We start from the raw sequence: 17,519 nt of genomic DNA on the forward strand, positions 1-17,519 counted from the left end.
ATTTTGCGGGTGATAAAATGGACACGAATAATTACATCGTCCAAGTACAGGACCTTAATTATCGATATGATAAAGAAAATGTTCTTGAAAATATAAATCTGTCTATCGAAAAGGGCAGTTTTTTAGCGATCGTCGGTCCGAACGGTTCCGGCAAGTCAACACTTCTTAAGCTGATGCTTGGCCTGATCAAGCCGCAGCACGGCTCAATCCGTCTGTTCGGACAGGATATCAGCAAATTTAAAGAACAGCATAAAATTGGCTTTGTATCTCAAAAAGCCAATTCTTTCAACACTGGCTTCCCTGCGACCGTTTTTGAGGTAGTGGCCAGTGGACTGACAAAGAAGCTTGGCCTTTTCACTTTTCTGAAGAAGAGTGACCATGCAAAAATAAAGCATGCGATCGACTCCGTCGGGATGGGGAAATTCCTCGACAGGAATATTGGAGAACTATCTGGAGGTCAGCAGCAGAGGGTATTCATTGCAAGGGCACTTGTCAGTGAACCCGAATTGCTGATTTTGGATGAACCAACAGTAGGGGTAGATGTCCAGAATGTCAATTCCTTTTACGAGATGCTCGAAACACTCAATAAGGAGAAAGGGATTACCTTGCTTCTGGTAACCCATGATATTGGTACAATTTCAGAAAAGGTTACAAATGTAGCCTGCTTGAATAAAAATATGCATTTCCATGGAAGTGCTGAGGAATTCGAACAGCTGAAGATCAATGATGTTTCAGAAATTTACGGTCATGATGTCCATGTCCTGACTCACGATCACCATCATCACGGAGGGGGGCATCTTCATGATTAGCGGACTGTTGCAATATGAATTTTTGCAGAATGCTTTTTTGACCGGCATGATCATTGGGGTGATTGCCCCGCTTCTCGGCGTTTTCATCGTAGTAAGACGGCTGTCCCTCATAGCGGATGCTCTCAGCCATGTCACATTGGCGGGAATTGCCGCAAGCCTTCTGCTAGAGAAAAAATTTATGCTGTTCAGCGGCTTGAATCCACTTTATATGGGAATGGCGTTCTCAGTTGGCGGATCATTATTCATTGAAAAGCTGCGTACCGTGTATAAACATTACCAGGAATTGGCGATTCCTATTATCCTTTCCGGGGGAATCGGGCTTGGGGTCATCTTCATTTCACTTGCTGATGGCTTCAATACTGATTTGTTCAGCTATTTATTCGGCAGCGTGAGTGCGGTGAGCAGGGCTGACTTATGGACAATCCTGATTATCAGCATCCTTGTAATAGCGCTTGTTGTGTTATTGTATAAAGAACTTTTCCTATTATCATTTGATGAAGAATATGCAAGGGCAACTGGAATTGCCGCAAGGACGCTTCACTTTATATTCATCGTCATGGTGGCACTGGTGATTGCAGCATCGATGAGAATCGTTGGAATCTTGCTGGTCTCTTCCCTGATGACACTGCCAGTTGCAGCGAGCATCCGGTTCGCGAAGGGGTTCAAGCAAACCATCTTCTATTCCATTCTGTTTGGTGAGGTATCAGTATTAGGCGGTTTGTTCCTGTCCTACTATCTGGACCTTGCTCCAGGCGGAACGATTGTGATGATTGCAGTACTTATCCTTGTGCTGGCCATTTGGCTGAAAAAACGCTCGGCAACTAGATCCATCTAACGGGGTGATTTCATGAATGTGAATGAAGCAATGAACCTGCTTAAGGAACAGGGTTACAAACATACTGGGAAACGCGAAGATATGCTTCAGCTATTTTCCGATAATGACAAATATTTGACTGCTCGGGATGTACTTGAACAGATGAAGGGCAATTATCCGGGCTTGAGCTTCGATACAATCTACCGGAACCTGAGCGTGTTCGCTGAACTGGGGATTCTCGAAATGACAGAGCTCTCGGGTGAAAAGCATTTCCGCTTCACTTGCTCACATAAAGAGCATCATCATCATTTTATTTGTCTTGACTGCGGTAAAACGAAGGAAATTGAAACCTGTCCAATGAGAAATATCGAGGCAAGCTTCAAAGGCTATGATATATCCGGTCATAAATTTGAAATATATGGTCGCTGTCCGGATTGTGTTCAATAACGGTAACGAAACTATAGGACGAATAAACTGAAAAACGGCCATGCAAATGGCCGTTTTAATTATTTTTAATCCAATTTTCCACCCAATTATTTGCTTCCTGCCAATTATTCACGCGTATAACTCCTTCAGGAATCGGTTCCTGGTTATAAGGAGTATTGAAAAGGATAACAGGAATCCCTAACTCCTCGTGCAAATTGACTGCATTATCGTGTTTATCCTCGAAAAATATATCCACATCATAGTTACGTGCTGCCTCGATTTTATCATGTGAGCCGATCAGATGGATGTCATGATATCTAAGTTCATTAACAGAAAACCATTCTTTGGTCAGGTCTAGTAAATGTGTTCCTCTGGCACTGATGAAATATAATTCATACTCATTCTCCCAGCTCTTTAAAATATCCCTGGCTCCTTCTGCTAATGGTGAATTAGAATAAATTTCAGGTTCCATTTTTTTGAACCAGGCAGCAAACTCTTTTTCAGATACGGATACAAGGGGCATAAAGTCATATTGCTTGATATCATCAAGTGTAATATTCAAATTGAAGCCTTCATTTAAATAAGGTACAAATGTAGTGGGACAAGTGACTGTACCATCGATGTCTATGCCAAAACGTTTTTTCATCAATCTGCTCCTTCAACATGATCTTTCTTTAATCTTACCAAATAGTGAATGCGCGCAAAAGATTTACTTTACTCAATCTGCGTTCTTGAATATTTACTTGTTATAAGTGTCATTCAGGGTTCTAAATATCAAAAAGCCTTAGACAAACATTGCCATGATGAAATCCTTCTCACTCGTAAACAATAATAAATGCTCCACTTAAGAAAGCGAGGGATTAAAGTGGCAGACCAAGAACGAAATCAGAGAGGTACCGAATATATTACTGAACCTAAGCAGGATGTCATCACGATCAGGGATGCGCGTGATGAAATATACCAGGAAGAAACAGCAACTGAACTGTACTCTCCTGCACGTGATGAGCATTACCAGGAAATGACGGCGATAGCCGGGCCTGAACGCGAGGATCACTATCAGGAAATGACGGGAATCGCTGGACCTGGACGTGATGAGCACTACCAGGAGATGACTGCAATCGCCCGACCTGGACGTAATGAACAGTACCAGGAAGAAACTGCGGCCGAAATTGCTGCTCCTGCTCCGCCTGCGATATCAGGAAGGTCAGAAGAAGAAAGTACAACTGGTGGACAAGGGCTTGCTTACTCAGCTCTTGCCCTATCGATCTTGTCGCTGTTTATTTTACCTGTTCTTTTCGGAGCCGCCGGAATTGTCCTTGGCTTCATGGCTCGCAGAAGAGGATCCGCTATCGGAAGCTGGGCAATTGGGATAGGGACAATCTCAATTTTAGTCGGCATCTTTATATTGCCGTTCTTCTAACGGTGAACAAAAAGAAATGCCCGGGATTGATCTCCCGGGCATTTTCGATGGTTAATTCTGAAGGGCAGCTTCGCGAATCTTTTCTTCAGCAATTTTATCGATTTCTTTCTTAAGTTCTTCTACCATTGTTGCTTCTGGCACTTTGCGGACAATCTCTCCTTTTCTGAAAAGAAGTCCTTCTCCTCTTGCACCAGCAATGCCGATATCAGCTTCACGTGCTTCGCCAGGTCCGTTGACAGCACATCCAAGGACAGCAACCTTGATCGGCGCCTTAATCGTTGAAATATACTCTTCAACCTCATTGGCAATGCTGATCAAATCGATTTCGATCCGTCCGCATGTTGGGCAAGAAATTAATGTCGCAGCATTTGCTGCAAGTCCAAACGATTTTAAAAGTTCTCTTGCGACCTTGACTTCCTCAACTGGGTCGGCACTTAATGATACCCTGACAGTGTTGCCGATTCCCTTGCTTAGGATCGCTCCAAGGCCAGCAGCACTTTTGACAGTCCCTGCGAATAAAGTCCCTGATTCCGTGATGCCTAGATGAAGCGGATAATCAAAAGCCTTTGCTGCTTTCTCATAAGCCTCAATCGCCAGGTTAACATCAGATGCCTTCATCGATACGATGATATTATGGAAATCAAGGTCCTCAAGGATTTTGATGTGGTGCAGAGCACTCTCTACCATTCCATCCGCTGTAGGATATCCGTATTTTTCCAGAATCCGTCTCTCAAGTGAACCAGCGTTTACACCGATTCTGATCGGGATCCCGCGCTCTTTAGCGGCTTTTACAACAGCCTCTACCTTTTCACGCTTGCCGATATTACCCGGATTGATCCTGATTTTATCAGCTCCGCCTTCAATTGCTTTAAGCGCAAGGCGGTAATCAAAATGGATATCAACGACAAGAGGTATATTTATTCTTTTTTTGATTTCAGATATAGCATTCGCTGCTCTTTCATCCGGACAAGCAACACGGACAACCTGGCAGCCAGCTTCCTCCAGGCGCTTGATTTCAGCGACAGTCGCTTCGACATCATGCGTCTTGGTTGTGGTCATACTCTGGATGACAACTTCATTGTTGCCTCCAATGGTTAAATTCCCTACCTTTATTGGACGGGTTTTGGTACGATGTATAATTTCACTCAACAGTGATTCGCTCCTTTGAAAAATGGAATTCATGAATATGTTCCTAAAGATGCATAACCCCATTTTATCAATCTTTTGCTCAAATTGACAAGGAAAGACTTCAATTGTTAGGCTTTGCTAATTTTGGCTGCTGTAGTCCGGGAATTTATAGGTGTTGCCGAATTTGATCTTTTGGGGATCTGTTCCATCGTTCAACCTTTTAAAATCTTCCACTGCCTGTGAGACAGGAACGTCCAGCGGGCTGTCCAAATACCTGTCAATGACTGATAATACTGTATCACCCGGCAGTACTTCATGCTCAAAAAAGGGGATTTCCTGTGTGTTTTGTTTCTCATCCTTCTCTTCCTTTTGTTCATTCGATATTTCAGTTTCCTGCATTTTTGCCGCTGGAAGAGTCCCAATGCTCAAATCATTGTAGACTGCGTAAGCTACTATCAAAAAAACTAATAAACCTGCCAGTTTTTTCATAGGACCTTCCTCCTTTAATGCTTATATCATTATTTATGCAGCTGAAATAGGATTAAGAACAATTTTGATAGAGAAATATTTTTAAAAGGAATTTAAAAGAGGGTCGTTTCACTTTGAGAGAATGTATTTGTTTATGTAGGCAAAATAATGGGGCAGAAAAAGAAAAAACATATAATAAGGCATGAAAGCAAAAAAATACGCCAAAGGCGGCGTATTTTTAACTTTCGGCAGGAGTCTTGCCTGGAAGTTCTTTAATAGCTAACAGAAGCATCATTGAGGCAACGAACCAATTAACGGAGAAACTGAAGGGCACTTCTGTTTTTAAGAAGGCCATGATCGTAAAAAATATAGTAGGGAGTGTTGTACTATATGCGGCCATTCTCCATAAGTGTCTGTATTGAAGATTTCTGCCGGAGAGATTTTTCAATAGCAGGCCAAATAGGGCTAGTAGAGACACCTCAATGAATTTCATACCGCTGGAAAAAACATAGACGACAATAAATACCAGTCCCAGCAAAACAGGAAGCGAGGATTCAGCCGTATCGATCAGTGAGATGATATCTTCCTTCGTCATAGATTCATTTGTGAACAGTGAGTAAGGAACAGCATTGGTTTCACCGCCGGCAGCAAGGACGATGTGATTCTGGAGCATTGCGAAGTTAGCATCCATGCTGGTCATATCTTCCTGGTCAATCGCGCCGGTAGGGTCAAAAATTAACGTGAAACCTCCATTCTTGATGGTTAAAGGTGCTTTAATGTCTGAGTGCAGAGTTCCATCTTCAATCGTAAAGGAGGGAAGATCTGTTTGGATAGATTGCTTGGCTGTGCCGACAGCTTCAGATATCCCCACAAACATATAATAGACAACTGGCAGAATGGATATAAGGGTCAGCGTGAAAACAAACAAGATTGTTTTGCCTATTCCCTGGAACCTCGTACCTGCAATAACCTTGGGTGAATAGATGCTTTTTGCAATTTGTGCAAGAATATTCATGAATACACGTCCTTTGATAGAGTTACAATCTCTATTTTATCTGTTCATATAGTAGAATAACAACCATTTGATATTCCTTTTGTAACATTTCTGTAACATAACATAGAAATGTTAAGGTATTGTAAATTCGAAGCTTAAATTGTTTACTTTTGATTAATAATTCCTTCATAATAAGCATGTTTGTAGATGTTTGTCGAAATAAATCTAGGGGTTGAAAAAATGGAGTTGAATTTACAAGAAATGCTGTTTGAGTTCTTTGGGGGACTTGGAATCTTTTTATACGGCATTAAATTCATGGGTGATGGTTTGCAGAAGTCAGCTGGTGACCGACTTCGTGATATTCTAGACCGCTTTACCACTAATCCACTTATGGGTGTACTAGCAGGTATATTTGTTACAGTTCTTTTACAAACAAGTAGTGGAACCACTGTTATTACTGTGGGGCTTGTAAGTGCCGGGTTTATGACGCTAAGGCAGGCTATTGGGGTCATCATGGGTGCGAATATCGGTACAACTGTCACTGCCTTTATCATTGGGATCGACATCGGTGAGTACGCTTTGCCGATTATAGCGGTTGGTTCCATCATGTTATTTTTCTTCAAGAGCAAAAAAGTTCATAATTTTGGACAAATCGTATTTGGTTTCGGGGCATTGTTCTTTGGCCTTGAACTTATGAGCGGTGGGATGAAACCACTGAGAAGCCTTGAAGCTTTCCATGACCTTACAGTGGAAATGAGTTCAAACCCCATTCTGGGTGTAGTGATCGGTACATTGTTTACCGTCATTGTTCAAAGCTCGAGTGCTACGATTGGTATTTTGCAAAGCTTGCATGCTGAATCTATGATTAATTTACAGGGAGCATTGCCAATCTTGTTTGGAGATAATATCGGTACAACCATTACAGCTGTTTTGGCTGCGATTGGTACATCAGTGGCTGCTAAGAGAGCTGCTGCAACACACGTTTTATTCAATCTTATAGGAACTACCCTTTTTCTGATAATCCTGGGGCCGTTCACATCGCTGATTGAACTCCTGAGAGATAATCTTAACTTAAATCCTGAGATGTCCATCGCATTTGCTCATGGTATCTTTAACACAACAAATACATTGATCCAGTTACCTTTCATCGCCATTTTGGCATTGATTGTGACTAAATTGATTCCAGGTGAAGATTCCATCGTTGATTACAAGGCTCAACACCTTGATCCCGTTTTCATCGAGCAATCACCGTCCATCGCGCTTGGACAGGCGAAGGAAGAAGTCCTGCGAATGGGTAAGTTCGCGCTAAAAGGACTTGAAGAAACGAATGAATTCTTAAAAACTAAAAATACAAAGCATTCTAATAATGCTTATCAGCTTGAGGAAGCAATCAATAATCTTGACCGTAAGATCACAGATTATCTTGTAAACCTGGCAACAAGCTCGTTGTCAGAGCATGAATCTGAAGAGCATAGCATGCTGATCGATACAGTACGAGATATTGAAAGAATCGGAGACCACTTCGAAAATATTATTGAATTAATCGAGTACCAGCAGGCCAATAAAGTGAAGATGACTGACACGGCAATGGAAGATCTGGAAGTTATGTTCAACCTGACTGTAAGTACCGTAGAAGAGGCGCTTCAAGCATTGGATCAGAAGAATTTTGACGCTGCAAGAACAGTAGTAACAAAAGAAGATGAGATTGACAGCATGGAACGGACGCTTAGAAAGCAGCACATTCTTCGCATGAATGAGGGACAGTGCACTGGACAGGCGGGTATCGTGTTCGTTGACATCATCAGCAACCTGGAGCGAATCGGCGACCATGCAGTAAACATCGCTGAGTACGTTTTGGAAGAACAGAAATAGTGGTAAAATAAGCAAAGGGAAACCTTTGCTTATTTTTTATATTCTCAGATAAAAGGATGGATTGGATGGATGCAGTTTATTGGGTAATCATTGGGTTATTATTCGTTGGAGCTTTTGCCAGTTTGGTTGTTCCAATCTTGCCAGGGGTACTTTTAATGTTGGGCGGTTTTATTCTTTACGGTTTGTTTTTTTCATTCGAGCCTTTTAACTGGCTATTTTGGACAATCCAAGGGCTTTTTGTTGCCCTTCTGTTTGGGGCTGATTATATTGCCAATATAATAGGTGTAAAGAAATATGGCGGCAGCAAGGCAGGAATGTGGGGAAGCACAATCGGTTTGCTTGTCGGTCCTTTTGTCATTCCGATCGTCGGAATTCTGATTGGTCCATTTTTAGGAGCGGCCCTAGCTGAATTGCTGGTTAATAAAAAGAATCTAAATGAAGCAATCAAGGTTGGTTTTGGTTCTGTCGTCGGTTTCGTCAGCAGTGTGGTGACAAAAGGAATCATCATGACAATCATGCTCGTATATTTCTTCATCCTTATATAAAAAAATCGTGCTTCTGGAGCACGATTTTTTTATAAGGCAGGGCATTATCGGTCCTTAATGATATTTACTGTTAATAGTTGGTTATAGAAATTTCATAAAAGTACCCTTATGCAGCAGCTTCGTCTCCCATAAGGGTGCATTTGCGTGCTAATCATACCCTTTTGCCGAGTTCCGCCCTGACATAAGCACGATTTTTTAATTTAGCCCGCAAATTTCAAATGAACAATTCTGGCAATCGACTTCTCTTTTTAGATAAGCGAGGTTCTTTACCGTGAATTTAAGCTGATCATAAGCGATGATGTCTTTCTCGCGCAGTTCCTTGAGCATCCTTTGGATAACTTCACGCGTTCCATACGTGAGATTTGCCAGCTCCTGGTGGGTCAGGGGTAAATCGATCAGGATCCCTTCATCTGTCATCACTCCGTAGCTATTGCATAACCTGATCAATATGGAGTACAAACCGCCTTTCTTCCCGTTCATAATCAGGTCCTGACACTTCATCTGGGCTTTGAGATATCTGGTACTGAGCCAGTTGACCATTGCATTCATAGCGGTTCTATCATTGATAATGAATTCCTCGAACTGCTCTCTTTTAATCATGAGGATTTCACATTCTGTTAGTGTCTTGGCTGAAAAGTGATAACGCGGATTATGTTTGAACAGTTCATATTCAATGACCATTTCTTCGCCATTCAGGATTTTAAGGATGAATTCCTTCCCTTTCATATGGATACGGCCAACTGAAACACTTCCACTCAGGAGGATATAAACATTTTCAACATTTTCATCCTCTTGAAAAAGGATCGAATCCGGCTTGATTTTTTGGATTGTTTCCCTGTCAATAAAATTTTGCAAAATTAAACTGTATAATGATATATTTTTGTCCATCAAGGTCGTCTCCTTATTAAGCCTTTCTATACTTTTGATTTAAAAGAATTGTTGTTACTGTGTCAATGATACATTGGTAATAATTGGAATGGTTATGGTTAAGATGCGACTTATATCGTTGACAGGACTGCATTTGAGCAATATTGACGATTTTCTGAAACTTTCTCGAATGGGGCTCCTTCGGTATTTTATCAGCTTGACCCCAACTCGATTTTGGAAGCTCATTTTCGTTGATGATGGACTTAATGAAAATAAGTGTATTAAACGTCGAAGAAAAGGGGATTTTAAACACGTTATATGAAAGCATTTTATTTGAAACGATTACCGTTCTTTGGTAATCTAAACAAGAAGCACTTTTAGAACAATTCTAATAACAGAATTATGTGAAAGGTTTTGTTCTGGGAGTGAAACACGATACATAGGAGGATGTTAAAAATGGCATTTGAATTACCACAATTACCTTATGGATATGATGCACTTGAGCCACACATCGACAAAGAAACAATGAATATTCACCACACAAAGCACCACAACACTTATGTAACAAATCTTAACAATGCTTTGGAAGGAAACGAAGAACTTCTGTCAAAAACAGTTGAGGAAGTAGTTTCTAACCTGGATGCTGTTCCTGAAGCAGCACGCACTGCTGTCCGCAACAACGGCGGAGGACATGCTAACCACTCACTATTCTGGCAAGTCATTTCTCCAAACGGAGGCGGCGAGCCTGCTGGAGAATTAGCTGATGCGATCAACTCTAAGTTCGGCGGCTTCGAAGGCTTCAAGGAAGAGTTCTCTAAAGCTGCAACTACTCGTTTCGGCTCTGGCTGGGCTTGGCTTGTTGTTAATAATGGTGAACTTGAAGTGACTAGCACTCCAAACCAGGACTCTCCATTAATGGAAGGCAAGACTCCAATTCTTGGACTTGATGTTTGGGAGCACGCATACTACCTGAACTACCAAAACAGAAGACCGGAATACATTGGTGCATTCTGGAACGTTGTTAACTGGGAAGAAGTCAGCAAGCGTTACGCTTCTGCAAAATAATCTAATGATCGTTTAGAGGGGCTGCAATTGAATGCAGCCTCTCTTTTTTTGTTTCGGCTGCTCTATCCTGAAAAAGACCCTCCGGAAAAACTGAATAACCCCCTTTACTTTGTTAGAAACTACCCAAGAGAAAAGGGGAGTCGATCATGAGCAAAGTAAACAAATTATTAGGAGACATTGAACTGACAAAGGATTTAGCGCTCCTATTGATTATTGGGGGATTGTACTCATTGAGCATTGCCCTTTCGAATACCTTTGTTAACATTTATTTATGGAAGCAATCCGGCGAAATTGCTGATCTCGCAATGTATAATTTATCGATTGTCGTGGCCCAGCCGCTCACCTTTATTCTTGCGGGAAGGTGGGCTAAGAAAGTAGACAGGGTCATTGTCCTTCGAATCGGTGTCATTTTCCTGGCCTTGTTTTATGTAACAGTTTTGCTGGTAGGAACGAAAGCTTCCGATTTTTTACTGCTATTGGGTGTGCTTCTGGGAATTGGCTATGGTTTTTATTGGCTTGCTTATAATGTCCTCACTTTTGAAATCACTGAACCTGAAACACGTGATTTCTTTAATGGCTTTCTTGGCATCCTCGGTTCCGTCGGCGGCATGATTGGGCCGATCGCCGCTGGGTTTATCATATCCAGGCTTGAAAAGTTGACGGGCTATACAGTAGTCTTTGGACTTTCGTTGGGACTTTTTTCAATCGCGGTATTGCTGAGTTTCTTCCTTAAACGCAGGCCAGCCCGTGGGAAGTACTGGTTTCAGCGGATTATAGCTGAAAGAAAACATGATAAAAATTGGCGAATGGTTACCAATGCTCATTTTTTTCAAGGACTGAGAGAGGGCGTGTTTGTTTTCATTGTTTCAGTTTTTGTATTCATAGCCACAGACAGTGAAATGGCGTTGGGGACGTACGGACTGATCAATTCGGGAATTTCATTTTTGGCCTATTATTTTGTCTCGAGAATGCTGAAAAAGGAACACAGGAAAAAAGCGATTCTGGTGGGAGGAATCATCCTTTTCCTGGCAATATTCCTGATTGTTTTCCAGGTCAGCTATTTCCGTCTGCTGCTGTATGCGGCTCTGATTGCAGTCGCTTATCCATTGCTACTCGTCCCGTATGCTTCAATGACCTATGACGTTATTGGACGCGGCTGGAAGGCGGCTGAAATGAGAATCGAATATATAGTTGTCCGTGAATTATTTTTGAATCTTGGCCGGGTTGCTTCAATATTATTATTCCTGGCAGCGATCCATATTTTCAACGAAGAACAGGCAATCCCGGTCCTCCTTGTCATTCTTGGGAGCGGACATACTTTGATTTACCTTTTTATCAGGAAAATTCAGTTGAAAGCTCCAGCATAACCGGGATGACTCCCGGTTTTTTTTGTTCTTTAGGAAATTATAAAATTAATTAGTTGTGGATAACTATATAAGTTATTGTAATCCAGCTCCAGCGCCTAGCCCCTCGCGACGCTTCGGTCCGCCCAATGACGTCAAAGAACGACTTCATCGGTCGGCCCTCCAGCGCGTGTCGGGGCTGATCAAGGCGCTTGCGCTTTTTGTTCATAATAAAATGGCAGCTGTTTTAGCTGTGGATATCCATAATCCATATAGCGCATTAGGAGGCTGAACGAGGAGCTCGAGCTTTCTATTTTTACAACTAATATGGAAAATATTTCTGAAAAAGTTTATTGATAGAAAAAGACGCCAATTTTCGATAATATAATATATAGTGCATATTTTAGACATACAGACTGAAGAGGTGGGAGAGGCTTGAATAAGAAGAAAAAGAAGACGCATGTGCCATTCAGGCTGAATATGTTGTTTTTCGCGGTCTTTGTGTTATTTTCGATGCTGATTTTAAGACTGGGAATTGTTCAGATTGTTTACGGAGAGGATTTTAAACGGGAAATTGAACGAACGGAAGATGTGACCGTGAACAATCCTGTTCCAAGAGGGAAAATGTATGACCGGAACATGAAAACAATCGTAGATAATATAGCTAGTAAGGCTATAACGTATACAAAGAGCCAGAGTACTGATACAAAGGAAATGCTCATGGTCGCAGAACGACTTGCAAAACTGATATCAAAGGACTCCAAAGATGATTTAGAGAAAGTCAGGGAAAGGGATAAAAAGGATTATTGGATCTTAAGAAATGAAGAACGTGCCAGAGAAAAAATCAAAGAAACTGAATGGGCACAGTATGATGAAAAGAAGCTGGATGATAAGGCTCTTTATAATCTCCAGCTTGAACGAATCACCGAAAAAGAACTGAATGAACTAACGAAAACAGATTTGGAAATACTCGCTATTTTGCGTGAAATGATGAGCGGATATGCACTATCGCCGCAAATCGTCAAAAAAAATGTAACACCTGAAGAGTTCGCTATTGTCAGTGAAAACCTGGATATGCTTCCAGGCGTCGACACAACCACCGACTGGGAGCGTCAGTATGCCTATGATAAAACACTAAAATCGATTTTGGGCAAAGTAAGTGATTCCGAGAAGGGGCTCCCGAGGGAAAAGCTGGAGTATTATCTGGCGCGAGGGTACAGCCGGAACGACAGGGTTGGTTTAAGTTATATCGAGCAGCAATATGAAGATGTGCTGCACGGTCAGAAGGCAAAGGTGAAAAACATTACAGACAAGGGCGGAAACGTCCTGGACACACAGATGATCACCGAAGGACAGCGTGGAAAGGACCTGGTCCTGACAATTGACATGGACCTACAGCTAGCTGTTGAGAAAATTATTGAAGAAGAGTTGGCAAATGCGAAGCAGCAACCTAGAACAGGACTCCTGGATAGGGCATTTGTTGTATTAATGGATCCTAATACTGGAGAAGTCTTAACACTTGCTGGAAAGCAAATGGTTAAAGATGAAGAAACAGGTAAAACGTCGATGCAGGATTTTGCCAGCGGTAACTTTACAACTTCTTATAATGTTGGATCTGCTGTTAAAGGAGCAACCGTTTTAACAGGATTCAGCACCGGGGCAATCAGCCCGGGTACACAGTTTTATGATACACCGGTTAAGATAGCCAAAACAAATCCGAAAAAGTCCTGGAAAGCTGGATTGGGTACCCTTGACGACCGCAATGCCCTTAAGGTGTCGTCTAACGTATATATGTTCATGACAGCAATCAACATCGGAAAAGGGAATTACAGATATGATCAGCCATTGTACCTTGAGCCAAAAGCCTTTGACACGATGAGGAACTATTTCAGTCAATTTGGCCTTGGTGCTAGGACAGGGATAGATCTGCCAAATGAAATGGTCGGTTTCAAGGGGGCAGAGAGAGGACCTGGTCTATTGCTTGACTTTGCGATTGGCCAGTATGATACGTACACGACACTTCAATTGGCACAATATGTTTCTACCATTGCGAATGGCGGTACGCGACTTCAGCCAAGGATTGTAAAGGAAATTCGTGAACCTGTCATGAAAAATAATGAGGTAGGTCCTGTACTGAATGAAATGGACCCAGTCATCCTCAATAAAGTGGACGCCAAACCAGAATGGTTTGACAGAGTCCAGGAGGGTTTCAGAAGGGTCATGCAGGAGAGGGGCGGTACAGCCTACGGGGCATTTCATACTGCCAATTACAAACCGGCTGGCAAAACGGGTACCGCACAAGCTTTTTATGATGGCCCGAAAAGAAAGAATTATGAGAAGCCGCCGGAAGTAATGAATTTGAGTCTTGTTGCATATGCACCATATGAAAACCCGGAAATTGCGATGGCTGTCATGGTTCCGTGGGCATATGAAGGCAACCAGGGGCACCATGCGAATAATGATATAGGACGACGGGTCCTTGATACGTATTTTGAATTGAAAAAGAAACGTCTTGAAGGAAACATGAATCCCGAACAGCCAATTCAGGAAATTGAAGAAAAAGAAGAAGGAACGGAGCTTTTAGAAGAAATTGAAGATGAAACAGAAGAATAATGAAGGTCTTAACTGTCTCTTTTGAGGCAGTTTTTTTTTGTTCATGCTGGGTATACTATCAGCAACTGGACAACCCTCTTTTATCTAATTCGACAAAATTACACAAAAATCAACCGAATTTACAAAACCTTTACATTCAGTTAAAACAACGTTAAAAAAAAGAAAGTATTCTTATTTCTGTAGGACATAACATCCACATCTCGTAGGGGGAATAAAAGAATGAAAAGTCTTAAAAAGATGAGCCTGTTTATAACGCTGGCAGCTGTTATGGTATTCACTGCTGCATGCGGCGGTGGAGATAACGAAGGTGGAAATGGCGAAGAACTAGAAGGCAGCGTGGTCATCGACGGATCAGGAACAGTTTATCCTTTCATGGCACGAATGGCTGAAAACTATATGGGAGAACAAGAAAATGTCTCCGTTGAAGTAAGCCGCTCCGGAACATCGGCCGGTTTCAAGAAATTCCTTGCAGAAGATGGAACAGACTTCAACAATGCTTCTCGCCAGATTAAGGAAGAAGAAAAAGCAGAAGCTGAAAAACTTGGTATAGAAGTACAAGAAATGAAAGTTGCACTTGATGGGATTACAATCGTCATCAATAAAGACAATGACTGGGCTACTGAGCTTACCGAACAAGAAGTTAAAGATATTTTCCTTGCTAGCGCTGGAAAGAAAAAATGGTCTGATGTCCGTGCCGAATTCCCGAATGAAGAAATCAAGACATACGGCCCCAACGAAAACCACGGTACTTACGAGTTTATGTTCGAAAATATCCTAGAAGAACAAGATTTAGTTGAAGGTATCAATCTGCAGCAAGACTACTCAACACTTGTAGATCTAGTATCAAAAGATAAAAATGCAATTGGTTTCTTTGGTTATGGTTACTATGAAAGCAACAAAGATAAGCTTTCTGCAGTAAAAGTGGACTTCGGCAATGGCCCTGTAGAGCCGTCTCTTGACACAATCAAAGAAGATGGCGACTATGCACCATTCACACGTCCGGTGTTCACTTACTTAAACGTGAACAATGCGAAAGAAAAACCACAAGTACTTGATTATGCTATTTACACAATGAACAATGCACAGGATGTTGCGAAAGACACTGGCTTCGCACCTTTAGCTGACGAAGATGTAAAAGCTGTTCTTGATACATTAAATGGCATGAAGAAGTAAAAACCAGGCACATGAGGAGATGAGAGGTCTAAGCTTCTCATCTTCTTGCGTGTAAATATGTTACTTTATTTTCCCTTGGGTACTATAAGGAAAAGTCCTTCCTTGGATGAGAAGGATGAAAGGGGTTATTCGCGTGGCAAAAAGCGTTGTCCGAAATCACGGCCAAGAGTTGAATGTTCGTGAAATCATACAGGAAAAGAAAAGAACTAAAAGCATCACAAATACAACTGAAAAATTAATACCAAAGATATTATTTGGGATTGCAGCAATCTCAGTTTTTACGACAATTGGAATTGTACTTACATTATTGACCGAAACGATTGCCTTTTTTAGGGCTGTTCCTTTTATAGACTTCTTCACAGGCACTAAATTGAAGCCTCTGGGTGAAAATGCAGTATTTGGCGTATTACCTTTGCTTACAGGCACTCTCATCTCCACTGTAATTGCAATGCTTGTAGCTATTCCGGTGGGACTCATGACTGCGATCTTCTTAAGTGAGTATGCCTCTGAAAAGACTCGAAGGTTATTAAAGCCCATCCTTGAAATTTTAGCAGGGATCCCGACCATCGTTTATGGTTTCTTTGCTTTTACTTTTGTAACACCGCTATTGAGATCATTTATTCCCGGCCTGGAACCGACAAATATATTGAGCCCGGGTATCGTAATGGGAATCATGATCATTCCGATGGTTGCATCTTTATCGGAAGATGCGATGAGTTCTGTACCGAACGCCATGAGGGAAGGTGCCTTGGCTCTCGGTGCCACCAAGCTCGAGGTAACATGGAAGGTTGTCATCCCGGCAGCAATTTCAGGAATCATTGCCTCATTTGTGCTTGGAATTTCCAGGGCTATTGGCGAAACGATGATTGTGGCGATAGCCAGCGGCAGTTCAAAGAACTTCACCTTCGATGTTACACAATCGATGCAGACTATGACGGCGTATATTGTTGAAGTCACTGGCGGCGAGGCGGCTGCCGGCACAACCTTATACTACAGTCTTTATGCTGTTGCTATGACATTATTTGTGTTCACACTGATCATGAACCTTATCGCTCAGTATATCTCTCGCAAGTTCAGGGAGGAATATTAAGATGAAATATGTAGATTCGACTCAAGTCCAGAAAAAAATGGGTACCAGGTTATTTGCAAACAACTTTGCAAAAGGACTATTTTTGCTTGCCACGCTTTTCGGCCTGATCGTTTTGGTTGTCTTAATCTACCGTGTTTTAAAAGATGGATTACCATGGATCAATGTCGATTTCCTGATGAATAGACTATCTACTGACCCTGAAAGAGCCGGTATCTGGGGAGCGATTACCGGAACTCTTTGGCTAATGGTTGTAGTGGCTCCAGTAACGATGATTCTTGGAATTGGAACAGCGATTTATCTTGAAGAATACGCAACAAAAGGCCGTATTTCTTCATTCATTAAGACGAACATCTCTAATCTGGCAGGGGTTCCTTCCGTTGTTTTCGGGATTCTTGGCTTGACTGTGTTTGCTAGGACCCTAGATTTAGGTTCAGTTGTACTGGCCGGCGGATTGACGATGGCATTGCTCGTACTGCCAGTCGTTGTGGTGGCAAGCCAGGAAGCGATTCGGGCTGTTCCCCAATTCCTCCGGGAAGCATCTTTTGGCATGGGCGCTACTAAATGGCAGACAATCAAGAATGTCGTTTTGCCAGCTGCATTGCCTGGAATCCTCACTGGAGTTATTCTTGCTCTGTCACGTGCTATTGGGGAAACTGCACCACTTGTCGTTATAGGCATTCCTGCACTGTTAATACCTATTCCAGATGGAATCTTTGACAAATTCACGATATTGCCAGTACAAATTTATTACTGGACAATTGACTCTGCACTGGTTGCTGAGTATGCTAACCTGGCAGCTGCAACGATTGTCATTCTGTTGCTCGTTTTGTTTGTGATGAACTCAATTGCCATTTTGATCCGTAATAAATTCCAAAAGAGATATTAGTCTGGG

At 42.0% G+C, this 17,519-nt stretch carries 17 protein-coding genes; 12 read left to right on the top strand and 5 right to left on the bottom strand.

Translation table 11 applies throughout. The features are described from left to right. Positions 1-17 precede the first annotated feature (17 nt). From J7E37_RS01105 to zur, 3 genes are read left to right on the top strand one after another with little or no spacing between them, the layout of a single operon-like run. Positions 18-809: a metal ABC transporter ATP-binding protein gene (locus J7E37_RS01105; protein WP_215021922.1), complete on the top strand. Its 792-nt coding sequence runs from the start codon at positions 18-20 to the stop codon at positions 807-809. Continuing rightward, positions 802-1,644, top strand: coding sequence for a metal ABC transporter permease (locus J7E37_RS01110; protein WP_215021924.1), 843 nt, complete (start codon positions 802-804; stop codon positions 1,642-1,644). Before J7E37_RS01105 ends, J7E37_RS01110 begins: the two co-directional genes overlap by 8 nt. 12 nt (positions 1,645-1,656) lie before the next feature. Then, on the top strand, positions 1,657-2,070 hold the full coding sequence (gene zur, locus J7E37_RS01115) for a zinc uptake transcriptional repressor Zur (protein WP_214778268.1): 414 nt from the start codon (positions 1,657-1,659) through the stop codon (positions 2,068-2,070). Positions 2,071-2,125: 55 nt separating this feature from the next. Here zur and J7E37_RS01120 read toward each other — a convergent pair whose 3' ends face one another. Continuing rightward, the gene (locus J7E37_RS01120) at positions 2,126-2,695 is read right to left on the bottom strand and encodes a 5' nucleotidase, NT5C type (protein ID WP_214778269.1); all 570 of its coding nucleotides are present in this window, start codon (positions 2,693-2,695) and stop codon (positions 2,126-2,128) included. A 219-nt stretch (positions 2,696-2,914) separates the two neighbouring features. Between J7E37_RS01120 and J7E37_RS21965 the strand changes: the two genes are divergently transcribed. Next, positions 2,915-3,469, top strand: coding sequence for a DUF4190 domain-containing protein (locus tag J7E37_RS21965; RefSeq protein WP_353049967.1), 555 nt, complete (start codon positions 2,915-2,917; stop codon positions 3,467-3,469). A gap of 51 nt (positions 3,470-3,520) precedes the next feature. Here J7E37_RS21965 and ispG read toward each other — a convergent pair whose 3' ends face one another. The 3 genes from ispG to J7E37_RS01140 form a co-directional block, all read right to left on the bottom strand. Then, positions 3,521-4,609, bottom strand: a complete 1,089-nt coding sequence (gene ispG / locus J7E37_RS01130) for a flavodoxin-dependent (E)-4-hydroxy-3-methylbut-2-enyl-diphosphate synthase (RefSeq protein ID WP_353049971.1) — start codon at positions 4,607-4,609, stop codon at positions 3,521-3,523. Positions 4,610-4,735: 126 nt separating this feature from the next. After that, complete coding sequence (locus J7E37_RS01135; protein WP_214778274.1) at positions 4,736-5,086, bottom strand: LysM peptidoglycan-binding domain-containing protein; 351 nt, start codon at positions 5,084-5,086, stop codon at positions 4,736-4,738. Between the two features lie 217 nt (positions 5,087-5,303). Next, positions 5,304-6,080, bottom strand: a complete 777-nt coding sequence (locus J7E37_RS01140) for a DUF1189 domain-containing protein (RefSeq protein ID WP_214778276.1) — start codon at positions 6,078-6,080, stop codon at positions 5,304-5,306. Between the two features lie 219 nt (positions 6,081-6,299). Here J7E37_RS01140 and J7E37_RS01145 point away from each other — a divergent pair, with 219 nt between their 5' ends. After that, complete coding sequence (locus J7E37_RS01145) at positions 6,300-7,931, top strand: Na/Pi cotransporter family protein (RefSeq protein WP_214778279.1); 1,632 nt, start codon at positions 6,300-6,302, stop codon at positions 7,929-7,931. A 65-nt stretch (positions 7,932-7,996) separates the two neighbouring features. Further along, positions 7,997-8,476 carry a DUF456 domain-containing protein gene (locus J7E37_RS01150; protein ID WP_214778281.1) on the top strand — a complete coding sequence of 160 codons (480 nt, stop codon included), beginning with the start codon at positions 7,997-7,999 and terminating at the stop codon, positions 8,474-8,476. A 195-nt stretch (positions 8,477-8,671) separates the two neighbouring features. Here J7E37_RS01150 and J7E37_RS01155 read toward each other — a convergent pair whose 3' ends face one another. Beyond that, the gene (locus tag J7E37_RS01155; RefSeq protein WP_251009385.1) at positions 8,672-9,364 is read right to left on the bottom strand and encodes a Crp/Fnr family transcriptional regulator; all 693 of its coding nucleotides are present in this window, start codon (positions 9,362-9,364) and stop codon (positions 8,672-8,674) included. Between the two features lie 435 nt (positions 9,365-9,799). Between J7E37_RS01155 and J7E37_RS01160 the strand changes: the two genes are divergently transcribed. The 6 genes from J7E37_RS01160 (at position 9,800) to pstA (ending at position 17,513) form a co-directional block, all read left to right on the top strand. Further along, complete coding sequence (locus J7E37_RS01160) at positions 9,800-10,408, top strand: superoxide dismutase (protein WP_214778285.1); 609 nt, start codon at positions 9,800-9,802, stop codon at positions 10,406-10,408. Between the two features lie 146 nt (positions 10,409-10,554). Beyond that, positions 10,555-11,775 carry an MFS transporter gene (locus J7E37_RS01165; RefSeq protein WP_214778287.1) on the top strand — a complete coding sequence of 407 codons (1,221 nt, stop codon included), beginning with the start codon at positions 10,555-10,557 and terminating at the stop codon, positions 11,773-11,775. Positions 11,776-12,231: 456 nt separating this feature from the next. After that, positions 12,232-14,364, top strand: coding sequence for a peptidoglycan D,D-transpeptidase FtsI family protein (locus J7E37_RS01170; RefSeq protein WP_483297193.1), 2,133 nt, complete (start codon positions 12,232-12,234; stop codon positions 14,362-14,364). Positions 14,365-14,583: 219 nt separating this feature from the next. Then, positions 14,584-15,537, top strand: a complete 954-nt coding sequence (locus J7E37_RS01175; protein ID WP_214778289.1) for a PstS family phosphate ABC transporter substrate-binding protein — start codon at positions 14,584-14,586, stop codon at positions 15,535-15,537. Positions 15,538-15,652: 115 nt separating this feature from the next. Then, complete coding sequence (pstC, locus tag J7E37_RS01180; protein WP_214778291.1) at positions 15,653-16,627, top strand: phosphate ABC transporter permease subunit PstC; 975 nt, start codon at positions 15,653-15,655, stop codon at positions 16,625-16,627. 1 nt (position 16,628) lies between these two features. Next, positions 16,629-17,513, top strand: coding sequence for a phosphate ABC transporter permease PstA (gene pstA / locus J7E37_RS01185; protein ID WP_214778293.1), 885 nt, complete (start codon positions 16,629-16,631; stop codon positions 17,511-17,513). Positions 17,514-17,519 lie beyond the last annotated feature (6 nt).

The organism is Bacillus sp. ISL-39, from assembly GCF_018613295.1.
GTDB lineage: Bacteria > Bacillota > Bacilli > Bacillales > Cytobacillaceae > Mesobacillus.